The following is a 14,994-nucleotide window of genomic DNA, read 5'->3' on the forward strand; positions in this document are numbered from 1 at the left end:
GCGAGGAACTGCGCGAGCAACCCACCACCGGCCGGTGGCCCGGACCCAACCGAACAGCCCCGCCGGGGCCGGTGGTGACCTGCGGCAGCACCATGGCTGGCCGCGCAGTTCCCCGCGCCCCCCAAAAACACGGCCCACCGCCCCCAGCAAAGCACCCTCTCAAGGGCAGCGGCCCAAAACGCGTAGCTGGCGTCCCAGCAAAGGAGCCCCCTTGGGCCGGGCCCGTGAAGACGCGTAGCCGGCGTCCCGGCAAAGGACCCGGCACGGGCCCGGGGGCCTGGGGGCGCACCCTTGTGGGGAGGCTCAGCGCCCTAGCGCAGGGCGTCGGCGACCTCCGTGGCGGCCTCCACGACGCGCGCACCGACCCTCTCGGGGACCGAGTCGGCGAGCATGACGACGCCGACGCTCCCCTCGATGCCGGGGACGCCCAGGAGGGGCGCGGCGGCCCCGCTGGCACCGGCCTCCAGCTCGCCGTGGGTGAGGACGTACCGGACCGGCTCGGTGGCGGTGACGGTATGGGCGGCGGGCGGCCCCTCGGCCGGGCGGGCGCCCAGGGACTCCTCCTCGACGAACCGCTCCCAGCGCGACCCGTCGGGCGTCGGCTGCATGCCCCGCCCGGCGAGAATGGCGCGCCCCGCGGCCCCGCGGTCCAGCGGGTGCCGGAAGCCGGTGCGATAGGCCACGTGGTAGTCGGTCCAGGTCGGCTCCACGACGGCGACGGCCAGCGCCTCGCTGCCGTCGACGAGGGTCAGGTGGGCGGTCGCCCCGATCTCCTCGGCGAGCGAGCGCAACGCGGGCAGTGCGGCCTCGCGCAGCAGCGGGTGCACCTGGTGGGCCAGACCGAGCACGCCCAGTCCGACGCGCGCCCGGCCGCCGAGGTCACGGCGGACCAGCGAATGCTGCTCCAGCGTGGCCAGCAAGCGGTAGACCACCGTCCGGTTCACACCGAGTTTGGCGGCCAGCTCGGTCACCGTCAGGCCGTGGTCGGTGTCGGCGAGCAGCTTGAGAACCCGCAGGCCCCGGTCAAGCGTTTGAGACGTCTCCGCGGTCACGACGCCCCCTCCTCGTAGGCGGCGGCCATCTCCACGGCGGTAACGCACTGCCGGTCCCGCGGCAGTGCGCGGAGAGGCCGCCGGTAGTCGTCATACCGGCTGCGCTCCGCGGCTGCACTGCCACGGCGCGTGCGTGACCGGCACCGTAGCGAGCGGGTACCGCTCAGCGGAAGGGGTCGTCCACAATCCGGGCGCTGGCTTGACCCGACTTTGGAGATCCACCCTCTACAATACGGCCGACATCATCGCATTCGGGTCGCCCACTCCTGCACCTTCTTGATCCGCTCGCCGAGCTGTCCCGCCGTCGCCTCGGCGCTCGGCGGCCCGCCGCACGCACGGCGCAATTCGGTGTGAATCACCCCGTGCGGCTTACCGCTCTGATGGTTGTACGCGGCCACGAGCGTGTTCAACTGCTTGCGCAGTTCGAGCAGTTGGCGGTGGGTGACGATCGGGCGCCGCTCGGCGGGGAGTTCGAGCAGATCGGCCTCTTCGTCCGGCTTCTTCCGGCTGTGGGCGATCTGCCGGGCCTGCCGCTTCTGCAGCAGTATCTGGACCTGGTCCGGTTCGAGGAGTCCGGGGATGCCGAGGTAGTCCTGCTCCTCCTCGCTGCCCGGATGCGCCTGCATGCCGAACTCGGCCCCGTCGTACAGCACCCGGTCGAAGACCGCGTCGGACTCCAGCGCCTCGAAGGGCAGCATGTCCTCCTCGGTGGCCTCGTCCTCGGCCTTCTCCGCGTCCGCGAGGAGCTTGTCCTCCTCCGCGAAGGGGTCCTCCTCGCCCTGCTTCTTGGGCTTGTCGAGCACGTGGTCGCGCTCGACCTCCATCTCGTTGGCGAATTCCAGCAGCATCGGGATGGTCGGAACGAACACCGACGCCGTCTCGCCGCGCCGCCGCGACCGTACGAAACGGCCCACGGCCTGCGCGAAGAACAGCGGCGTCGAGATCGTCGTGGCGTACACGCCGACCGCGAGGCGGGGCACGTCGACGCCCTCCGACACCATCCGGACCGCGACCATCCACCGGTCCTCGGACTCGCTGAACTTCTCGATCCGCTTGGAGGAGCCGGGGTCGTCGGAGAGCACGACGGTCGGCTTGTGCCCGGAGATCTCCTTGAGCAGCTTGGCGTAGGCGCGGGCCGAGTCCTGGTCGGTGGCGATCACCAGGCCGCCCGCGTCCGGGATGCCCTTGCGGACCTCGGTCAGCCGCTGGTCGGCGGCCTTCAGCACGTTCGGGATCCAGTCGCCGGTCGGCGCGAGCGCGGTCCGCCACGCCTGCCCGATGGCGTCCTTCGTCATCGGCTCGCCCAGGCGCGCCGCGATCTCGTCGCCCGCCTTGGTGCGCCAGCGCATGTTGCCGCTGTAGCTGAGGAAGATCACCGGGCGCACGACGCCGTCGTTGAGCGCGTTGCCGTACCCGTACGTGTAGTCGGCGGCGCTGCGGCGGATGCCGTCGTTGCCCTCCTCGTACACCACGAAGGGGATCGGGTTGGTGTCCGACCTGAACGGCGTCCCGGTCAGCGCCAGCCGCCGCGTCGCCGGGTCGAACGCCTCCAGGCACGCCTCGCCCCACGACTTGCTGTCGCCCGCGTGGTGGATCTCGTCCAGGATCACCAGCGTCTTGCGCTGCTCGCAGCGGTTGCGGTGCAGCATCGGCCGCACCCCGACGCCCGCGTACGTCACGGCGACGCCGTGGTACTCCTTGCCGACGGGGCCCGCGCTGTACTCCGGGTCCAGCTTGATCCCTATCCGCGCCGCCGCGTCCGCCCACTGCGTCTTCAGGTGCTCGGTGGGCGCCACCACCGTGATCTGCTGCACCAGGTGGTTGTGGAGCAGATACGACGCCAGCGACAGCGCGAAGGTGGTCTTCCCGGCGCCGGGTGTCGCCACCGCGAGGAAGTCCCGCGGCTGCTTGGCGACGTACGCGTCGATGGCCCCCTGCTGCCAGGCCCGAAGCTTGTTCGCCGTCCCCCAGGGCGCGCGCCCGGGGAAGGCGGGAGACAGATGGTGCGGGTGCGATGCGGCGGTGGTAGTCACGGTCTCCGTTGAGGTTCGTCTCGCGGCGGGTCGGTACGAAAACCGCCTCAGCCTACCGGCCGCACCCCCTCACCCCCGTCCCGACGCCACCGCGCCGCCCGTGTGCGACTCAGCTCACATACGGGCGCGCGGACGCCGTCTCGTACGGTGATACGCCGTCCCGGTCGCAGGCGGTCGGTCTCACGCCGATTTCGGGTGGGGGCGCAGGCGGGCCGCTACGAAGGCGCCCACGAGGGCCAGGGCGGCGGCGGGGAGGAAGACGGCGGCGAAGGCGGCGGGGTGTGCCGTCGTGGTGGTGCTCGCGTCGGCCGCGGCGCCGACCGTGCCGCCGCCGAGGGCGGCGAAGACGGTGCCGGCGGCGGCGACCAGGAGGACGTTGGAGAGGGCGTCGGAGACCTGGAGGGCGGCGGAGTTGGCGCCGGCCTCCGCGGGGGCGGACTGCTCCAGCATCAGCACGCTGAGGGTGGAGATGACCAGGCCCATGCCGAGGCCGCCCGCGCACCAGGCGACGGCCACGATCCACACCGGTACGGACTGGACGAGCGCGAGGGAGGCGCCGCAGATGGCGGCGGCGGACAGCACCATGCCGAACTGCGCGAGGCGTTCGCGGACGGGCGCCAGGCGCGGGCGGGCCTGGACGTACGAGCCGAGCGCCCAGGTGAGCCCGGCGCCCGCCAGCGACAGCCCCGCCATGGTCGCGGACAGGCCGCGCTGGGTGACCAGCATCAGCGGGATGAAGCTCTCGGCGGCGATGAAGGTGCCCGCCGCGATCCCGCGCATCAGGATCACCGTGGGCAGCCCGCGCACCGCGCGGAAGGTGCCGGGCGGCAGCAGCCGCAGCGCGGACGGTACGAGCAGCACGATGCCCGCGACGGCCGGTATCACCGAGAGCGGGCTGATGTCCTGGCCCGCGTACTGCAACAGCGCCGCGCCCGTCGCGAGCGCCACCGCGTACCAGATCCGCCGCCCGTCCCGTACGGGCGGCGCGACCGGCTCGGGGGCCTCGGGCAGCGTCTCGGGGGCCGGGTCGGGGGCGTGCGCGGCCCGCCGCAGCGGCGGCAGCATGACGGCGAGCGGCAGCGCCACCAGGACCGGGATGGCCAGGAACACCCAGCGCCAGCCGAGGTGCTCGGTGACCGTCCCCGACACCAGCGGCCCGACGATCGACGGCACCACCCACGACGCCGCGAAGGCGGCCATCACCGAGGGCCGCAGCCGTTCCGGATACGCCCGGCCGACCACCACGTACAGCGCGACGATCACGAGCCCGCCGCCGAGCCCCTGCACGGCCCGGCCGAGCACGAACGGCCACATCGACTGGGCGGTCCCGCTGATCACCAGTCCCGCCGCGAATCCGCCGATGCCCGCCGCCAGCGGCGGCAGCGGCCCCGACCGGTCGCACCACTGCCCGCTGACCACCATCGCGAGCAGCGACGTCGTGAAATACCCCGAGAACGCGAACGCGTACAGCCCGAGACCGTCCAGCTCCCGCGCCGCGATCGGCATCGCCGTCCCCACCGCGGTCGCCTCGAACGCGATCATCAGCACCACCGACACGATGCCCAGGGTCAGCGCGCGGTACGACCGCCCCATCACGCCTTCCGGCGCGTCCGGGGCGGTCTCGGGGTCGATTCCAGGAAGCCGCTGGTCACGGCGAGTGTCGGAGGCAGTCACCAGCCAAGGGTAAGGGGCATCAGCCCCTTTCACCCCTGCCCTGCGACCCCCTTTCCCTCCGCCTTTCGCCCTACGCCCCGCCCTCGTCCCACCTCCGTCCCGGCCGCCTTCCCGCCCCGGCCCGCGCCCCCGTTCATGAACGCCGTATGGCAGTCCCGTTGCACACCCTCCCCCACCCTTGACCCACCCCCGCCCCACCCGCGAAGGTCGAACCACACCGCACACACACCTGGCCGTGTGCCCGAGTGGTTGAGGGACTCGCCTGCAAAGCGAGTTACGCCGGTTCGATTCCGGTCACGGCCTCCAGTCGCCTTTGACCAGGCAAATCAGAAGGGCGGCACCCAATGAGGGTGCCGCCCTTCTGGTGGTCCGTCTCAGTTCCCGTCTCAGTCAGACGTCCCAGGACGCGCGGGTACGGCCCGCCCCGAACCTGTAATGGCTTACGTAGCCGTCGAAGTACCGTAAAGCGCTTGTGTTGCATCGGCCGTACTCCTCGCCATGGGGCATGGCATCTCGAAACCGTAGCAAGCGGAAGAAGCAGGGGCGCCCAGATCCGAGACTGCGGCACACCTTCCTTGCCCAAGACGTTCCCCTTGGCGGCACTATCCAACATGCCCATAGAGCCGGAGCGGTTGTCGCTGCCATTCAGCCGGTGCCCCTTGACGACGGAACGCTAGTCCACTTTCCGTCACCGGACTTTGTTGTTTTCTATCTCGTCGAAGCAAAAAGGCACTCCGATCGGGGAGAGCAGCTTCGGAATCGCACCCTGTCGAGCGTCAGGATTGATTCGGGTGGGGGTCGCACAGTTCAGGACCAGCAGTTGGCGTTTGATCTCAGAGTTGGTCAGCGCCGTGTTGCTCGCCTACGCCGCAGTTGAGGCACTTCTGAACGATCTGATTGCGAACCTTCCAGACCAGGCCACACTGGACAAGGTCAACGCGAAGGGCGAAACCGTCACACTGGGGAAACAGGACATGGCACGTCGCCTGTCGACTCCGGAGAAGCTTGACAGAATCATCCCCTTGCCTACCGGAAAGCCAGGAATCAAAGGCACTGTCTACTGGGAGAGATTCCAGCATCTCCGCAGAACGCGTGATGGTCTAGTTCATCTCAAGGAAAGCGGTTATTCGAACGACCCGGCGCAGCCATCCGAATACGGCCGCCTACTTCGCGGCGAGGCGAGGAGCTGCACGCTTGATGCGATCGCAATTGTAGAAAAAGTTGGGCCCGCCTACTTGTCGGACGTAGCCCGCGCATCTTTGGGAATCCCATTGGTCAGTCCTCAGACCAGCACCGTCCGGAACCAGGTAGGCGACGGACGTACAGAAGCCCACGGCGCCTGAATCACAGAGGTCGATGGGCTTCTTGCGACCCGCAAGCCTGACTTAGCGAGCTGGCACGAGTGCTCCGGCCGCGCCATCGTCGTCATCGTCCGGCCGATCCGTCTCGGGCTTCCAGATCAGGCCGTCGACCTGTCGGGCGACGTCCATCCGTACCGCGTCCACCATGTGCTGATAGCGGGCGGTCATGGCCGTGACAGCACCAACTCTCAGCCGTCGGCGTCGAGGTCGTGTGCATGGTGGACCAGGTCACGGGAAGGATACCCACCGCTGTGGAGGCCCAACTGTGGGACCTTCCCGACGGCGTTCCGCTCCTGCTCTGCCGCCGAATCTCACTGGACGCTGACAACCAAACAGTCGAGATCTCCGACGCGGAGTACCCGGCCGATCGCACCGAACTGCGCTTCGCGACCACGCTCAAGCCCTGGCGGAAAAAGACAAGCTCCAAGTCCTGAAGCAGCCTAACAACGGCTAACACAACGAGCCGAGTTGTCGGTGGGTGATGAGGCAGCAGGCGAGTTTGAGGAACGCTTCGTGGATGTCGGCTCGCCGTTCCCATCGGATGCGCAGACGTCGGAAGCCGTGCAGCCACGCAAAACTCCGCTCGACCACCCAGCGGTAGGTGCCCAGTCCGGTGCCGTGCAGGGCGCCGCGGTGGGCGATCGCGGGCACGATTCCACGTGCGCTGACCTGGTCGCTGTAAATGTCGTGGTCGTAGCCGCGGTCGGGGAACAGCGAGTCCGGTCTGCGGCGGGGCCTACCGATTCGGCCGCGGACCGGTGGGATCGCGTCGAGCAAGGGCAGAGGTTGAGTGACATCGTTGCGGTTGCCGCCGGTCAGCAGGACGGCGAGCGGGGTGCCGTGCCCGTCGGTGATCAGGTGGTGCTTCGAGTCGGCCCGGCCTCGGTCGACCGGCGAGGGGCCCATATGGATCCCCCTTTTAGCGCTCTGAGATGGGACGAGTCGACCACGCAGCGGGACCAGTGCAGCCGCGAGGCCGCAGTCAGCCCGGCCAGCAGGGCCTCGTGCGGCCGCTGCCACACTCCGGCCTCGTTCCATTCCCTCAGACGGCGCCAGCACGTCAAGCCCGAGCCGAAGCCGAGTTCCTGAGGCAAGTACCCCCCTGGGTCCCGGTGTAAAGCACGTACAAGATCCCGCACAGCACATCCCGGTCCGGCAACGGCTTACGGCCCGGGTACCGGAACCTGCGCTCGCGCTGCGGCAGCAGCGGCTCCAGGTGATCCCACAGCTCATCCGACACGATCCACGGTGATGTCCCCACAGAGGACCGAACGCTCAACTGCCGCCCTGGAAACGGCAACCAGGAGCGATCCACCTCATTGTGTTAGCCGTTGTAAGGGAACATCATAAAGACTGCACTGTCGGAAGCAGATCGGGAATTCCTCGCTCACGCAATCGATCTGGCCCGTCACGCGCTCGAAGACGAAGGGGAGACGCCCTTCGGAGTAATTGTAGTGATAGGCGGAGAAACCGTGAGCGAGGGAACGAGCAGCGTCGTTAAACTTGCCGACCCAACCGCGCACGCCGAAGTGATGACCCTCCGCAGCGCTGGCAAGAGCCTCGGCCGGCACGTTTTCTGGGACGGCATCATGTACGCCAGCAGCGAGCCGTGCCCAATGTGCCTAGTTACCTGCTACTGGGCCCGACTACCTCGCGTCGTCTTCGGCGCTACGAGCCACGACGTTGCGATGAACGGCTTCGAAGACTTGCAGCTCTACCGCGAAATGACGTACCCGGAGGAACGACGTTCCCTCCGAGAGGATGCAGCCAGCGAAGCCCTCGGTCTCCAAGTAACCGAGGTGCTCCGCTCATGGTCCGCCGCTCTGCCTGAACCCGTAGTCACCGAGCTATGAAATTTTTTACGCGCGCGTCGCGCACGGCCTTCCGTTAGGGATTACCTCACGCAGACCCATAGAATATACTGATCACGAATTCCGGAAAAAGGCCAAAAGACGCCGAGAGACCTCGCTAACCGCAGGACTTGTTTCCAGATCCCTGAGCTGCGACCTAGAAAGCTTGAGCTTGGCGTACTCGTTGAGATCAAGAAGATACATACTCCTCGTCAATTTGACACACTGTATGCTTTGCAAAAAGTCCAGGACGCTTCGAGCGCGTTTATTTTCGCCAATAACCAGATTATCCATCATTGGCTGGTATACCGCCACTTCGCCGTCTTTAGCATTCTTGAAACGAAGGATAATTCTCCGAAATTCGAGAAAAAGCGCTCGCGCTTCTCGCGCATCTGACTGCACGCCCTGAAGATCAATCGTCTTCTGATACCGTGACCACGGGTACGGAAGATCGGACGAGAAAATTGCCAGGTCAGCGGTTTCGGCCTGTACTTTTACTCCTTCGCTGAGCACGGAGCCGACGTTCATGAGGACTGGGGTGCCACTTTCTCCGATATACACTTGCACGTCTTTGGCTGCGATCAGCAGATCTCGGCAGGACAAGTAGACGCCATCACCAAACTTAAACGAGATGTGATCCCCTCCAAGCATCACATCAGGCACATTGTAAATGTTGGCGCGACTCAGTTCGCGCGGGAAGGAAATACTTTTGGTTCCCTCATGAGTAAGGAACACAATAGGTCCAAGAGTAAACCCGTCTACATCGATTCGGGTAACCGCGAAGCTAGCAAGGAGTCGATTACCGTGCTCCACCACGGCGGTGAAAAGCTCATCCCCCGACTCGCACATTGATTTCAAAGACTCATAGATTGCACCCACTTCTTCAGAATGACAGTAGGCGAGGTCCTCTCCTGTGGTCTTCCCCAAGCTATAAGAGAAGTATCCGTACATAGGAGAGTGCTTCCATGAGGCCGAAAGTAGAGTCTTTCGAATACTTGAAGAAGCGGTCGAAGTGGTAATTGGACTGACAAGTGAACGAGCGGTCACGTAATCACGGAATATTACATTGAACCATCCGGCACCTCGGAGAAACGGGTGATTGGAGAGTTGCGTACTCACTGCACTTTCGTAAGAGTCTCGGAGTTCGACAGGGAGTGAGGCAGGGACATCGAGATCGAGTTGGAGATTCTCGACATAAGAAAGAAGGCGCGCGCACTGCTCCTCGGGTGAGTACATATTGGCAAGTAGCCTCGCAGCGCCATATCGCCGGAAGGGGCTCGTCTCCTTGAACTGATTCCGGAACTTGTCCTGCTCGCGCAACAATAGTTGATCAATCACGGCTGCGACTAAGTTCCAGTGCACAAGCCCTGGTCCGCTGTTATTTCCGAAGTCGTTCGTCAGTGAGGCGAAATTATCTACGGCTAGATATTCTGCCGCAACGTCGAGAACCGGTGCATACCCAAGAAAGTCTCGGACACCCTGATCAGCCCAGATATCTTCTTTCGAGGGGCTGATCGCCGACGCAAGCGCAGCAAAGAGGTTCTGACGAGCCGTTGAGAACGGCAACACGTGCTTGCGATGGACGGATTCTCTTCCCGTGTTGGAGTAAACCTCTACGAGACGCTTATCGAGATACCTCTCGGACTGCTCTTGATTGAATGCCTCTATTTCGTAACATGAAAACTGGAGACCCTGCTCCTTAAAAACACTTTGAAGTGACTGTGCACTTTCCGCGCGCGACATCACTATCATAGACGGGCCGTCGGTAATTTGAAGCGCCGTGTCCGTCAAGCCTCGTATAAAAGCCTTAAAATTAGCTTGCCCAGATCGTACCTCAGCCTCATCCAGCGCATCAACGAGGAGCACAGAATGCCCTTTTATTAGGGAAATCTGGAAATCTGCACTTGCTTGTATTCCGAGAGATTTGGAAAGCGCTCCTTCGAGTGTCCCTGTACCGACTTGAAGTGTAGAAAGATCCAGAATAGGCGCGTGAAGCAAATGACTCATATACTCTGCGGCCGTGCTCTTACCCACGGCTGCGGGTGCAGTGAGAAGTATGAGAGCCGGGTTTAGCGGTTCGCACGTCGACGCCTCACTTATCTCTGGCACCTCGTACTTCTCGTTCGACTCGCTGATGATCTTTAATCCGTATTCAGCCGACTTCAGTTCGAGCCAATCGCTGCGGGAGGCAAGGGCGGAGCAGAGGTCCGTGAGCAACATCATCGTTCTCCTTCAGTGGTCGTCTCGCAGTATGGATAGCAGTTCACTGCCGCTCCCGTCTGCCAAACAGACGATATTTTAGAACCGTAACTTCTGTACGTATATGTTGCATCTTGAGTCGAAGTCAGCGCTGGTGGCCAGGCAACAGCGATCTTGCCCCTAGCGTTGCCATCTCAGTTTCCGTCTCGTTCACGGCAGTACGGTGCCGTTCGGGGCTGTGCGGCTGGACGCTGTCATCTCTGCGTGCGGACGGGTGCGGACGCTGTTGAACGGTTCTGGATCGGGCGCTGACCAGCGTGGACGTACCTGCAAAGCGAGTTACGCCGGTTCGATTCCGGTCACGGCCTCCAGCCGCCTTTGACCAGGCAAATCAAGAGGGCGGCACCCGATGAGGGTGCCGCCCTTCTGGTTGTCCGTCGCAGTTCCCGTCTCAGTCCCGGACCCGCCGAACGTCTCAGCCTCTCGGCCACGTCTCCCGGTCATCAGCTCGCGAGTGCTTCGCCGAGCCTGGTGTGGGCGGCGCCGGGAAGCACTTGGTGCAAGGTCTCGGCGCGGGCTCGGACGAGGCCGTCGCGGTACGCCTGCGGTAGCCGTTCCCAGACGGCGACCGCCTTGTCGGCTGCCGCGGTCGGGTCGCCGTCGGAGTGGAGGCAGAGCGCGGCGTCCATCTCCAGCAGGGCGCGGGTCATGACGGACGGCGAGCGGGTGAGGGCGAGGGCGGCCTCCTGCTCGGCGTACGCCTCCCGTGTGCGGCCGAGGAGCGTGAACGCCTGGGAGAGGTGGACATGGTGCTTCTGGAGGGGGTAGCCGAACCAGGTGTCGGCGGCCTGGGTGCCGTCCAGGTGTTCCGCGATGAGGCGGGCGTCGGCGACGGAGCGGAGTGCTCCCTGCCGGTCGCCGATGGCGGCGAGGGCGCGGGCGTTGACGGCCGCTGCCAGGGCCGCCGCGGCGGACGGACTCTGCCCGGCTTCGGCGCGGGCACGACCCGCGAGATCGGCGGCGGCTTTCGGAGCACCGTAGTTGAGGGGCACCATCGCGTGCCGTGCCAGTGCCCAGGCGAGCATCTGCCGGTCGCCGGACTCGCGGGCGGCCTGCTCGGCGGTGCTGAACCAGCCGTGCGCGTCGCGCTGGTCGCTGCGGTCGTGCTGGATGATCGCCACAAGCCCGGTGATGCCAGCGGCTGTTCGGGCAAGGTCGGCTCGCGCGGCAGCCGCGTGCGGACGGCTCAGGACGTCCCGCAACAGGTCGAGGTCGTCCCGCATCTGCGTCAGGACGACGGTGGGCGGACGGCCGCGATAGCCGCCGCGGTGCCGCTCGAAAGCACCGTCGAGATAGGCGAGGTCACCGGCATCGGAGCCAGTTAGCGCCGCGTTGATGCCCTGGCGCGCTTCCGCGATGCCGGGCAGAGCCACCGCACCCGTCGCCGCCGCTGCCGCCGCCGCACCGAGGAACTGTCGTCGATCCACCTCCGTGCCCTCCTCTCCCCCCTCACCACTATCCGGGCGGTTCCGAAGTCTGCGCCACTGCTTACTCGCCGCGACCGCCCGGACGATCTTCTCCACCGGCAGGCCGTACGCCTTCGCCAGCAGGGGGTGCCAGGCGGGGACGGGTAAACGGCGTTCGGTTTCCCAGCGTTTGAGGTTCTCCCGGTCGAACCAGCGGCCGTCCTGCGCCTCTTGCAGGACAAGGGCCTGTTCCTCGCGGGTGCGTCCTGCGGACTCGCGCACCGTCCGCAGCATGGCGCCGATGCCATCATGCCCGCCTCCCCAGTGTCTCAAAGTCCGGCAACGGATCCTGGCCCCCCAAAGCGGCCCCCCGGTGAAAAACGCACCCCTCGCCGGCACCCGCAATCATGCACAGCCAGCAGTTGACTGAGGGCTCGAACGACAGCAACGGTACGCAATCGGACGACTACGTCTTCCCCTTCGCGCACCGATCCCACTCCTCCATCACGGCTTGCCCCCGGTCGAAGGGTCCCTCGTCATGCGCGCCCACTCCAGCAACTTCTCCATGGTTAGCGATCCCTCGTCCGTGCCTGCCGCCCGGCGGCGAGTCGAAAAGCTGACCACCGACTGGGGTCTGCGGCTGGACGAGGACAGCGCTCTCGCACTGGCCACGGTCGTGTCCGAGATGGTCACCAACGCACTCCAGCACAGCGACGGACGGGAATTCACCGTCGAAATGAAGGCCAGCGCCCGCCTCATCCATGTCGAGGTCCACGACGACTCCTCAGCCCTCCCGCGAATGCTCTTGGCCGCGGACGACGCGGAAGACGGCCGCGGAATGTGGCTCATCAATCAACTGGCCGCCGAGAGCGGCGCGGAGCCCACGAAGCGCGGCAAGCGGGTCTGGGCCACGATCACAATTCCCGGACAGCCGCGCTGCCGCCGCCGACTCCTGCTCCTCCCCGGACGGGCAACGCGAGCCGTCGCCAGCCGATGGGCACGTCCTCGCCGCCACCCGATATCGGCCAGCGCCCGCACTAGTTGACATCGCGGGTCACTCTCGACCCCGACGCGCGACGACGCCTCACCACAGCCCGTATCCGTATCCGTATCAGCAAGGAAAGCCATTTGTGATGACGCTCCTCCCCATCTGCGGCGAGACCACCAGGCTTCCGGTGCCCCTCATCCAGCAGGCTCTCCGCCTCCCGGGGCGGCACAGGACTGCGGATGACGCCGATCTTGAGCAGGACTTACGGTGCCATCTCCAACTTCACAGTGCTGGAGACCACTTCGCACTCGTCATCAGCCTGCCGGGCGTGACCAGCGGAGCCGTGTGGGCCCGCTGGTCAGATGGCGCACGCCCCATCGCCCTCGACGTGCTTCCGGACTGTCCGTCGATCAGCGCGGACTCACGCGAGCCCTGCTGCGAATTCGCCGACCACCCCGGAGCACACAGTTACCAACTCGACTCCATGCCCGTCGAGACATGGTGACGGCACCGAGCAGGACCTGGTCGATCAGCACCAAGAGCGGTATCACCGTGACCGGTTACCTGCCCTCCTGGGCCGCCGAAGATCCCAGCAGAACGGACATCCTTCCCGAGAGGCTCTCCACCGAGCTGATCGACCTGACGCACTGGAGCCCCTTCGACGGGCAGCCGATACGCATCCACAACCCTGCGTACGCGGACGACAACGGCCGGGCCGGCGAGGCCGAGGCCAGCGTCTTCAGCGGCAGCATCACTTGCTACCCCTACAGCGAAGACGTACAGGAACGGGTCCCGTTCGCCAATGTCCGCGTTGTCGACGACCTCTGGATCGACAACCTCACACCCGACGACATCGTCGCCCTCGCCGTCAAACTCCGCGCCCAAGCCGACTACTTCGAGAACGACGTCGCTCCCGCTCTCCAACGTGCCCGAAGCGACTGGGAATCCCACCAACACTTCCGTGTGCGCAATCACGAGCAATCCGCGGTGAGTTGAAACGCTGCCCTTCCTGGCGTTGTGAGGGAAGGACGGATCCGTCCGTGGAGAGGTCGCCGGAACACTACGCGCACGGTGTCTCGCGTAGCGGATAGCGGATAGCGCAGCAATTCGAGCAAAGGAGATGTGCCGTTGACGGACGATTGGGCGGCGGCTTTCGCGGCGGTGCCGCGGGCGGCGTTTCTGCCCGAGGTGATGTGGCCGTTCGACCTCACCGCACAGGCCAGTGTGGCCGTGAGCAGGGCGGAGGACCCGGCGGCGTGGCTGGGGTACACCGAGGCCGATGTGCCGATCGTGACGCAGTGGGACGACGGGCGGCACAGCGGGACGGCGCCGGGGAAGGTGTCGACGTCTTCGGCGTCGATGCCGTCCGTCGTGTTCGCCATGCTCGGCGACCTGGAGGTGCGGCCCGGGAACGCGGTGCTGGAGATCGGCACCGGGACGGGGTGGAACGCGGGGCTGCTGACGCACCGGCTCGGCGGCGAGAAGGTCACGACCGTCGAGGTGGACGCGGCGGTGGCGGCAGCGGCCCGGGAGTCGCTGCGAAGGGCGGGGCTCGGCCCGACGATGGTGACGGGGGACGGATACGGCGGGCACCTGCCGGGCGCGCCGTACGACCGGGTCATCGCCACGTGCGGGATGCGCGAGATCCCGTACGCCTGGGTCGAGCAGACGGCACCCGGCGGGATCGTCGTGGCGCCGTGGGGGACGCATTACGGGAACGGTGACGCCGTGGCACGGCTGGTCGTCGGGGACGGGGCGGCGTCGGGGCGGTTCACGCGGCTGGTGGAGTTCATGAAGCTCCGCGCCCAGCGGAGGGCTGCCGTACGGCACGGCGATGACATATCGCAGGAGGGCACGGACGGCGCCGACGCGTCCACGACCACAGTCACCGAGGCGGAATTCCTCACCGGGCGGTACACCGCGGGCCCCTTCGCGTTGGGGCTGCGGGTGCCCGGGTGCGTACAGGCCGCGGCCGAGAAGCGCGGGGACACGCGGCCGGTCTGGTTCTACGGTCTCACCGACACGTCATGGGCCGTCGTGACCTTCCGCGACGGCCGGCCCGCGTCCACGGTCCACCAGTACGGGCCGCGTCGGCTGTGGGACGAGGTGGAGGCCGCCTTCCGCTGGTGGACGGGCCGGGGAAAGCCGGGGGTCGAGCGCTTCGGGCTGACGGTCGACGCCGACGGGCAGTACGTGTGGCTGGACGATCCGGCCGAGTCCTGGGGTATCTGAGCGACATCACTCTCCAGGCACGAATCGGGGAGAGGCTCCTGGACGGCTTCCGGGCCGGGCCGGAGCCCCTGCCGAAGACGCCGCCGAAGACGCCGCCGAAGGCGAAAACCCTGCCCGCGCCACCCCTGACCGCCGCCCA

General features: G+C 66.3%; 11 protein-coding genes, 1 tRNA gene and 3 pseudogenes. 8 read left to right on the forward strand and 7 right to left on the reverse strand.

Going from position 1 to position 14,994, the window contains the following annotated elements; translation table 11 throughout:
• Nucleotides 1–311 precede the first annotated feature (311 nt).
• From ACFY9V_RS31940 to ACFY9V_RS31950, 3 genes are all read right to left on the reverse strand, one after another.
• Entirely contained in the window at nucleotides 312–1,052 is a 741-nt protein-coding gene (locus ACFY9V_RS31940; RefSeq protein ID WP_355343033.1) for a helix-turn-helix domain-containing protein, read from the reverse strand.
• 242 nt (nucleotides 1,053–1,294) lie between these two features.
• A complete protein-coding gene (locus tag ACFY9V_RS31945; protein ID WP_355343030.1) occupies nucleotides 1,295–3,085 on the reverse strand; it encodes a DEAD/DEAH box helicase in 1,791 nt (596 codons plus the stop codon).
• Between the two features lie 180 nt (nucleotides 3,086–3,265).
• Nucleotides 3,266–4,678 (reverse strand): MFS transporter, encoded by a 1,413-nt coding sequence (locus tag ACFY9V_RS31950; protein ID WP_391164002.1) that lies wholly within the window; start codon nucleotides 4,676–4,678, stop codon nucleotides 3,266–3,268.
• Nucleotides 4,679–4,990: 312 nt separating this feature from the next.
• Between ACFY9V_RS31950 and ACFY9V_RS31955 the strand changes: the two genes are divergently transcribed.
• A tRNA-Cys gene (locus tag ACFY9V_RS31955) sits at nucleotides 4,991–5,065 on the forward strand.
• A 521-nt stretch (nucleotides 5,066–5,586) separates the two neighbouring features.
• Complete coding sequence (locus ACFY9V_RS31960; RefSeq protein ID WP_391163967.1) at nucleotides 5,587–6,102, forward strand: hypothetical protein; 516 nt, start codon at nucleotides 5,587–5,589, stop codon at nucleotides 6,100–6,102.
• A 42-nt stretch (nucleotides 6,103–6,144) separates the two neighbouring features.
• Here ACFY9V_RS31960 and ACFY9V_RS31965 read toward each other — a convergent pair.
• Nucleotides 6,145–6,300, reverse strand: a pseudogene (locus tag ACFY9V_RS31965) (site-specific integrase); the annotation flags it as partial.
• 26 nt (nucleotides 6,301–6,326) lie between these two features.
• Between ACFY9V_RS31965 and ACFY9V_RS31970 the strand changes: the two are divergent.
• Nucleotides 6,327–6,554, forward strand: a pseudogene (locus ACFY9V_RS31970) (UTRA domain-containing protein); the annotation flags it as partial.
• A gap of 16 nt (nucleotides 6,555–6,570) precedes the next feature.
• Here the strand turns inward: ACFY9V_RS31970 and ACFY9V_RS31975 are convergent.
• A pseudogene (locus tag ACFY9V_RS31975) lies at nucleotides 6,571–7,420 on the reverse strand (IS5 family transposase).
• A 58-nt stretch (nucleotides 7,421–7,478) separates the two neighbouring features.
• Here ACFY9V_RS31975 and ACFY9V_RS31980 point away from each other — a divergent pair.
• Complete coding sequence (locus tag ACFY9V_RS31980; RefSeq protein WP_391164003.1) at nucleotides 7,479–7,973, forward strand: deaminase; 495 nt, start codon at nucleotides 7,479–7,481, stop codon at nucleotides 7,971–7,973.
• Nucleotides 7,974–8,045: 72 nt separating this feature from the next.
• Here ACFY9V_RS31980 and ACFY9V_RS31985 read toward each other — a convergent pair whose 3' ends face one another.
• A complete protein-coding gene (locus ACFY9V_RS31985) occupies nucleotides 8,046–10,190 on the reverse strand; it encodes a hypothetical protein (protein WP_391163968.1) in 2,145 nt (714 codons plus the stop codon).
• A 482-nt stretch (nucleotides 10,191–10,672) separates the two neighbouring features.
• Entirely contained in the window at nucleotides 10,673–11,929 is a 1,257-nt protein-coding gene (locus ACFY9V_RS31990) for a twin-arginine translocation signal domain-containing protein (protein ID WP_391163969.1), read from the reverse strand.
• Nucleotides 11,930–12,173: 244 nt separating this feature from the next.
• Here ACFY9V_RS31990 and ACFY9V_RS31995 point away from each other — a divergent pair, with 244 nt between their 5' ends.
• The 4 genes from ACFY9V_RS31995 to ACFY9V_RS32010 all read left to right on the forward strand — a co-directional run bounded on the left by ACFY9V_RS31995 (nucleotide 12,174) and on the right by ACFY9V_RS32010 (nucleotide 14,855).
• Nucleotides 12,174–12,680 (forward strand): ATP-binding protein, encoded by a 507-nt coding sequence (locus ACFY9V_RS31995; RefSeq protein WP_391163970.1) that lies wholly within the window; start codon nucleotides 12,174–12,176, stop codon nucleotides 12,678–12,680.
• A 271-nt stretch (nucleotides 12,681–12,951) separates the two neighbouring features.
• Nucleotides 12,952–13,128 carry a hypothetical protein gene (locus ACFY9V_RS32000; RefSeq protein ID WP_391163971.1) on the forward strand — a complete coding sequence of 59 codons (177 nt, stop codon included), beginning with the start codon at nucleotides 12,952–12,954 and terminating at the stop codon, nucleotides 13,126–13,128.
• Complete coding sequence (locus ACFY9V_RS32005; protein WP_391163972.1) at nucleotides 13,122–13,619, forward strand: DUF6907 domain-containing protein; 498 nt, start codon at nucleotides 13,122–13,124, stop codon at nucleotides 13,617–13,619. The genes ACFY9V_RS32000 and ACFY9V_RS32005 overlap by 7 nt, the downstream gene beginning before the upstream one ends.
• A gap of 132 nt (nucleotides 13,620–13,751) precedes the next feature.
• Nucleotides 13,752–14,855 (forward strand): methyltransferase domain-containing protein, encoded by a 1,104-nt coding sequence (locus ACFY9V_RS32010; RefSeq protein WP_391163973.1) that lies wholly within the window; start codon nucleotides 13,752–13,754, stop codon nucleotides 14,853–14,855.
• Nucleotides 14,856–14,994: the final 139 nt, after the last annotated feature.

The organism is Streptomyces sp. NPDC008317, from assembly GCF_042955955.1.
GTDB lineage: Bacteria > Actinomycetota > Actinomycetes > Streptomycetales > Streptomycetaceae > Actinacidiphila.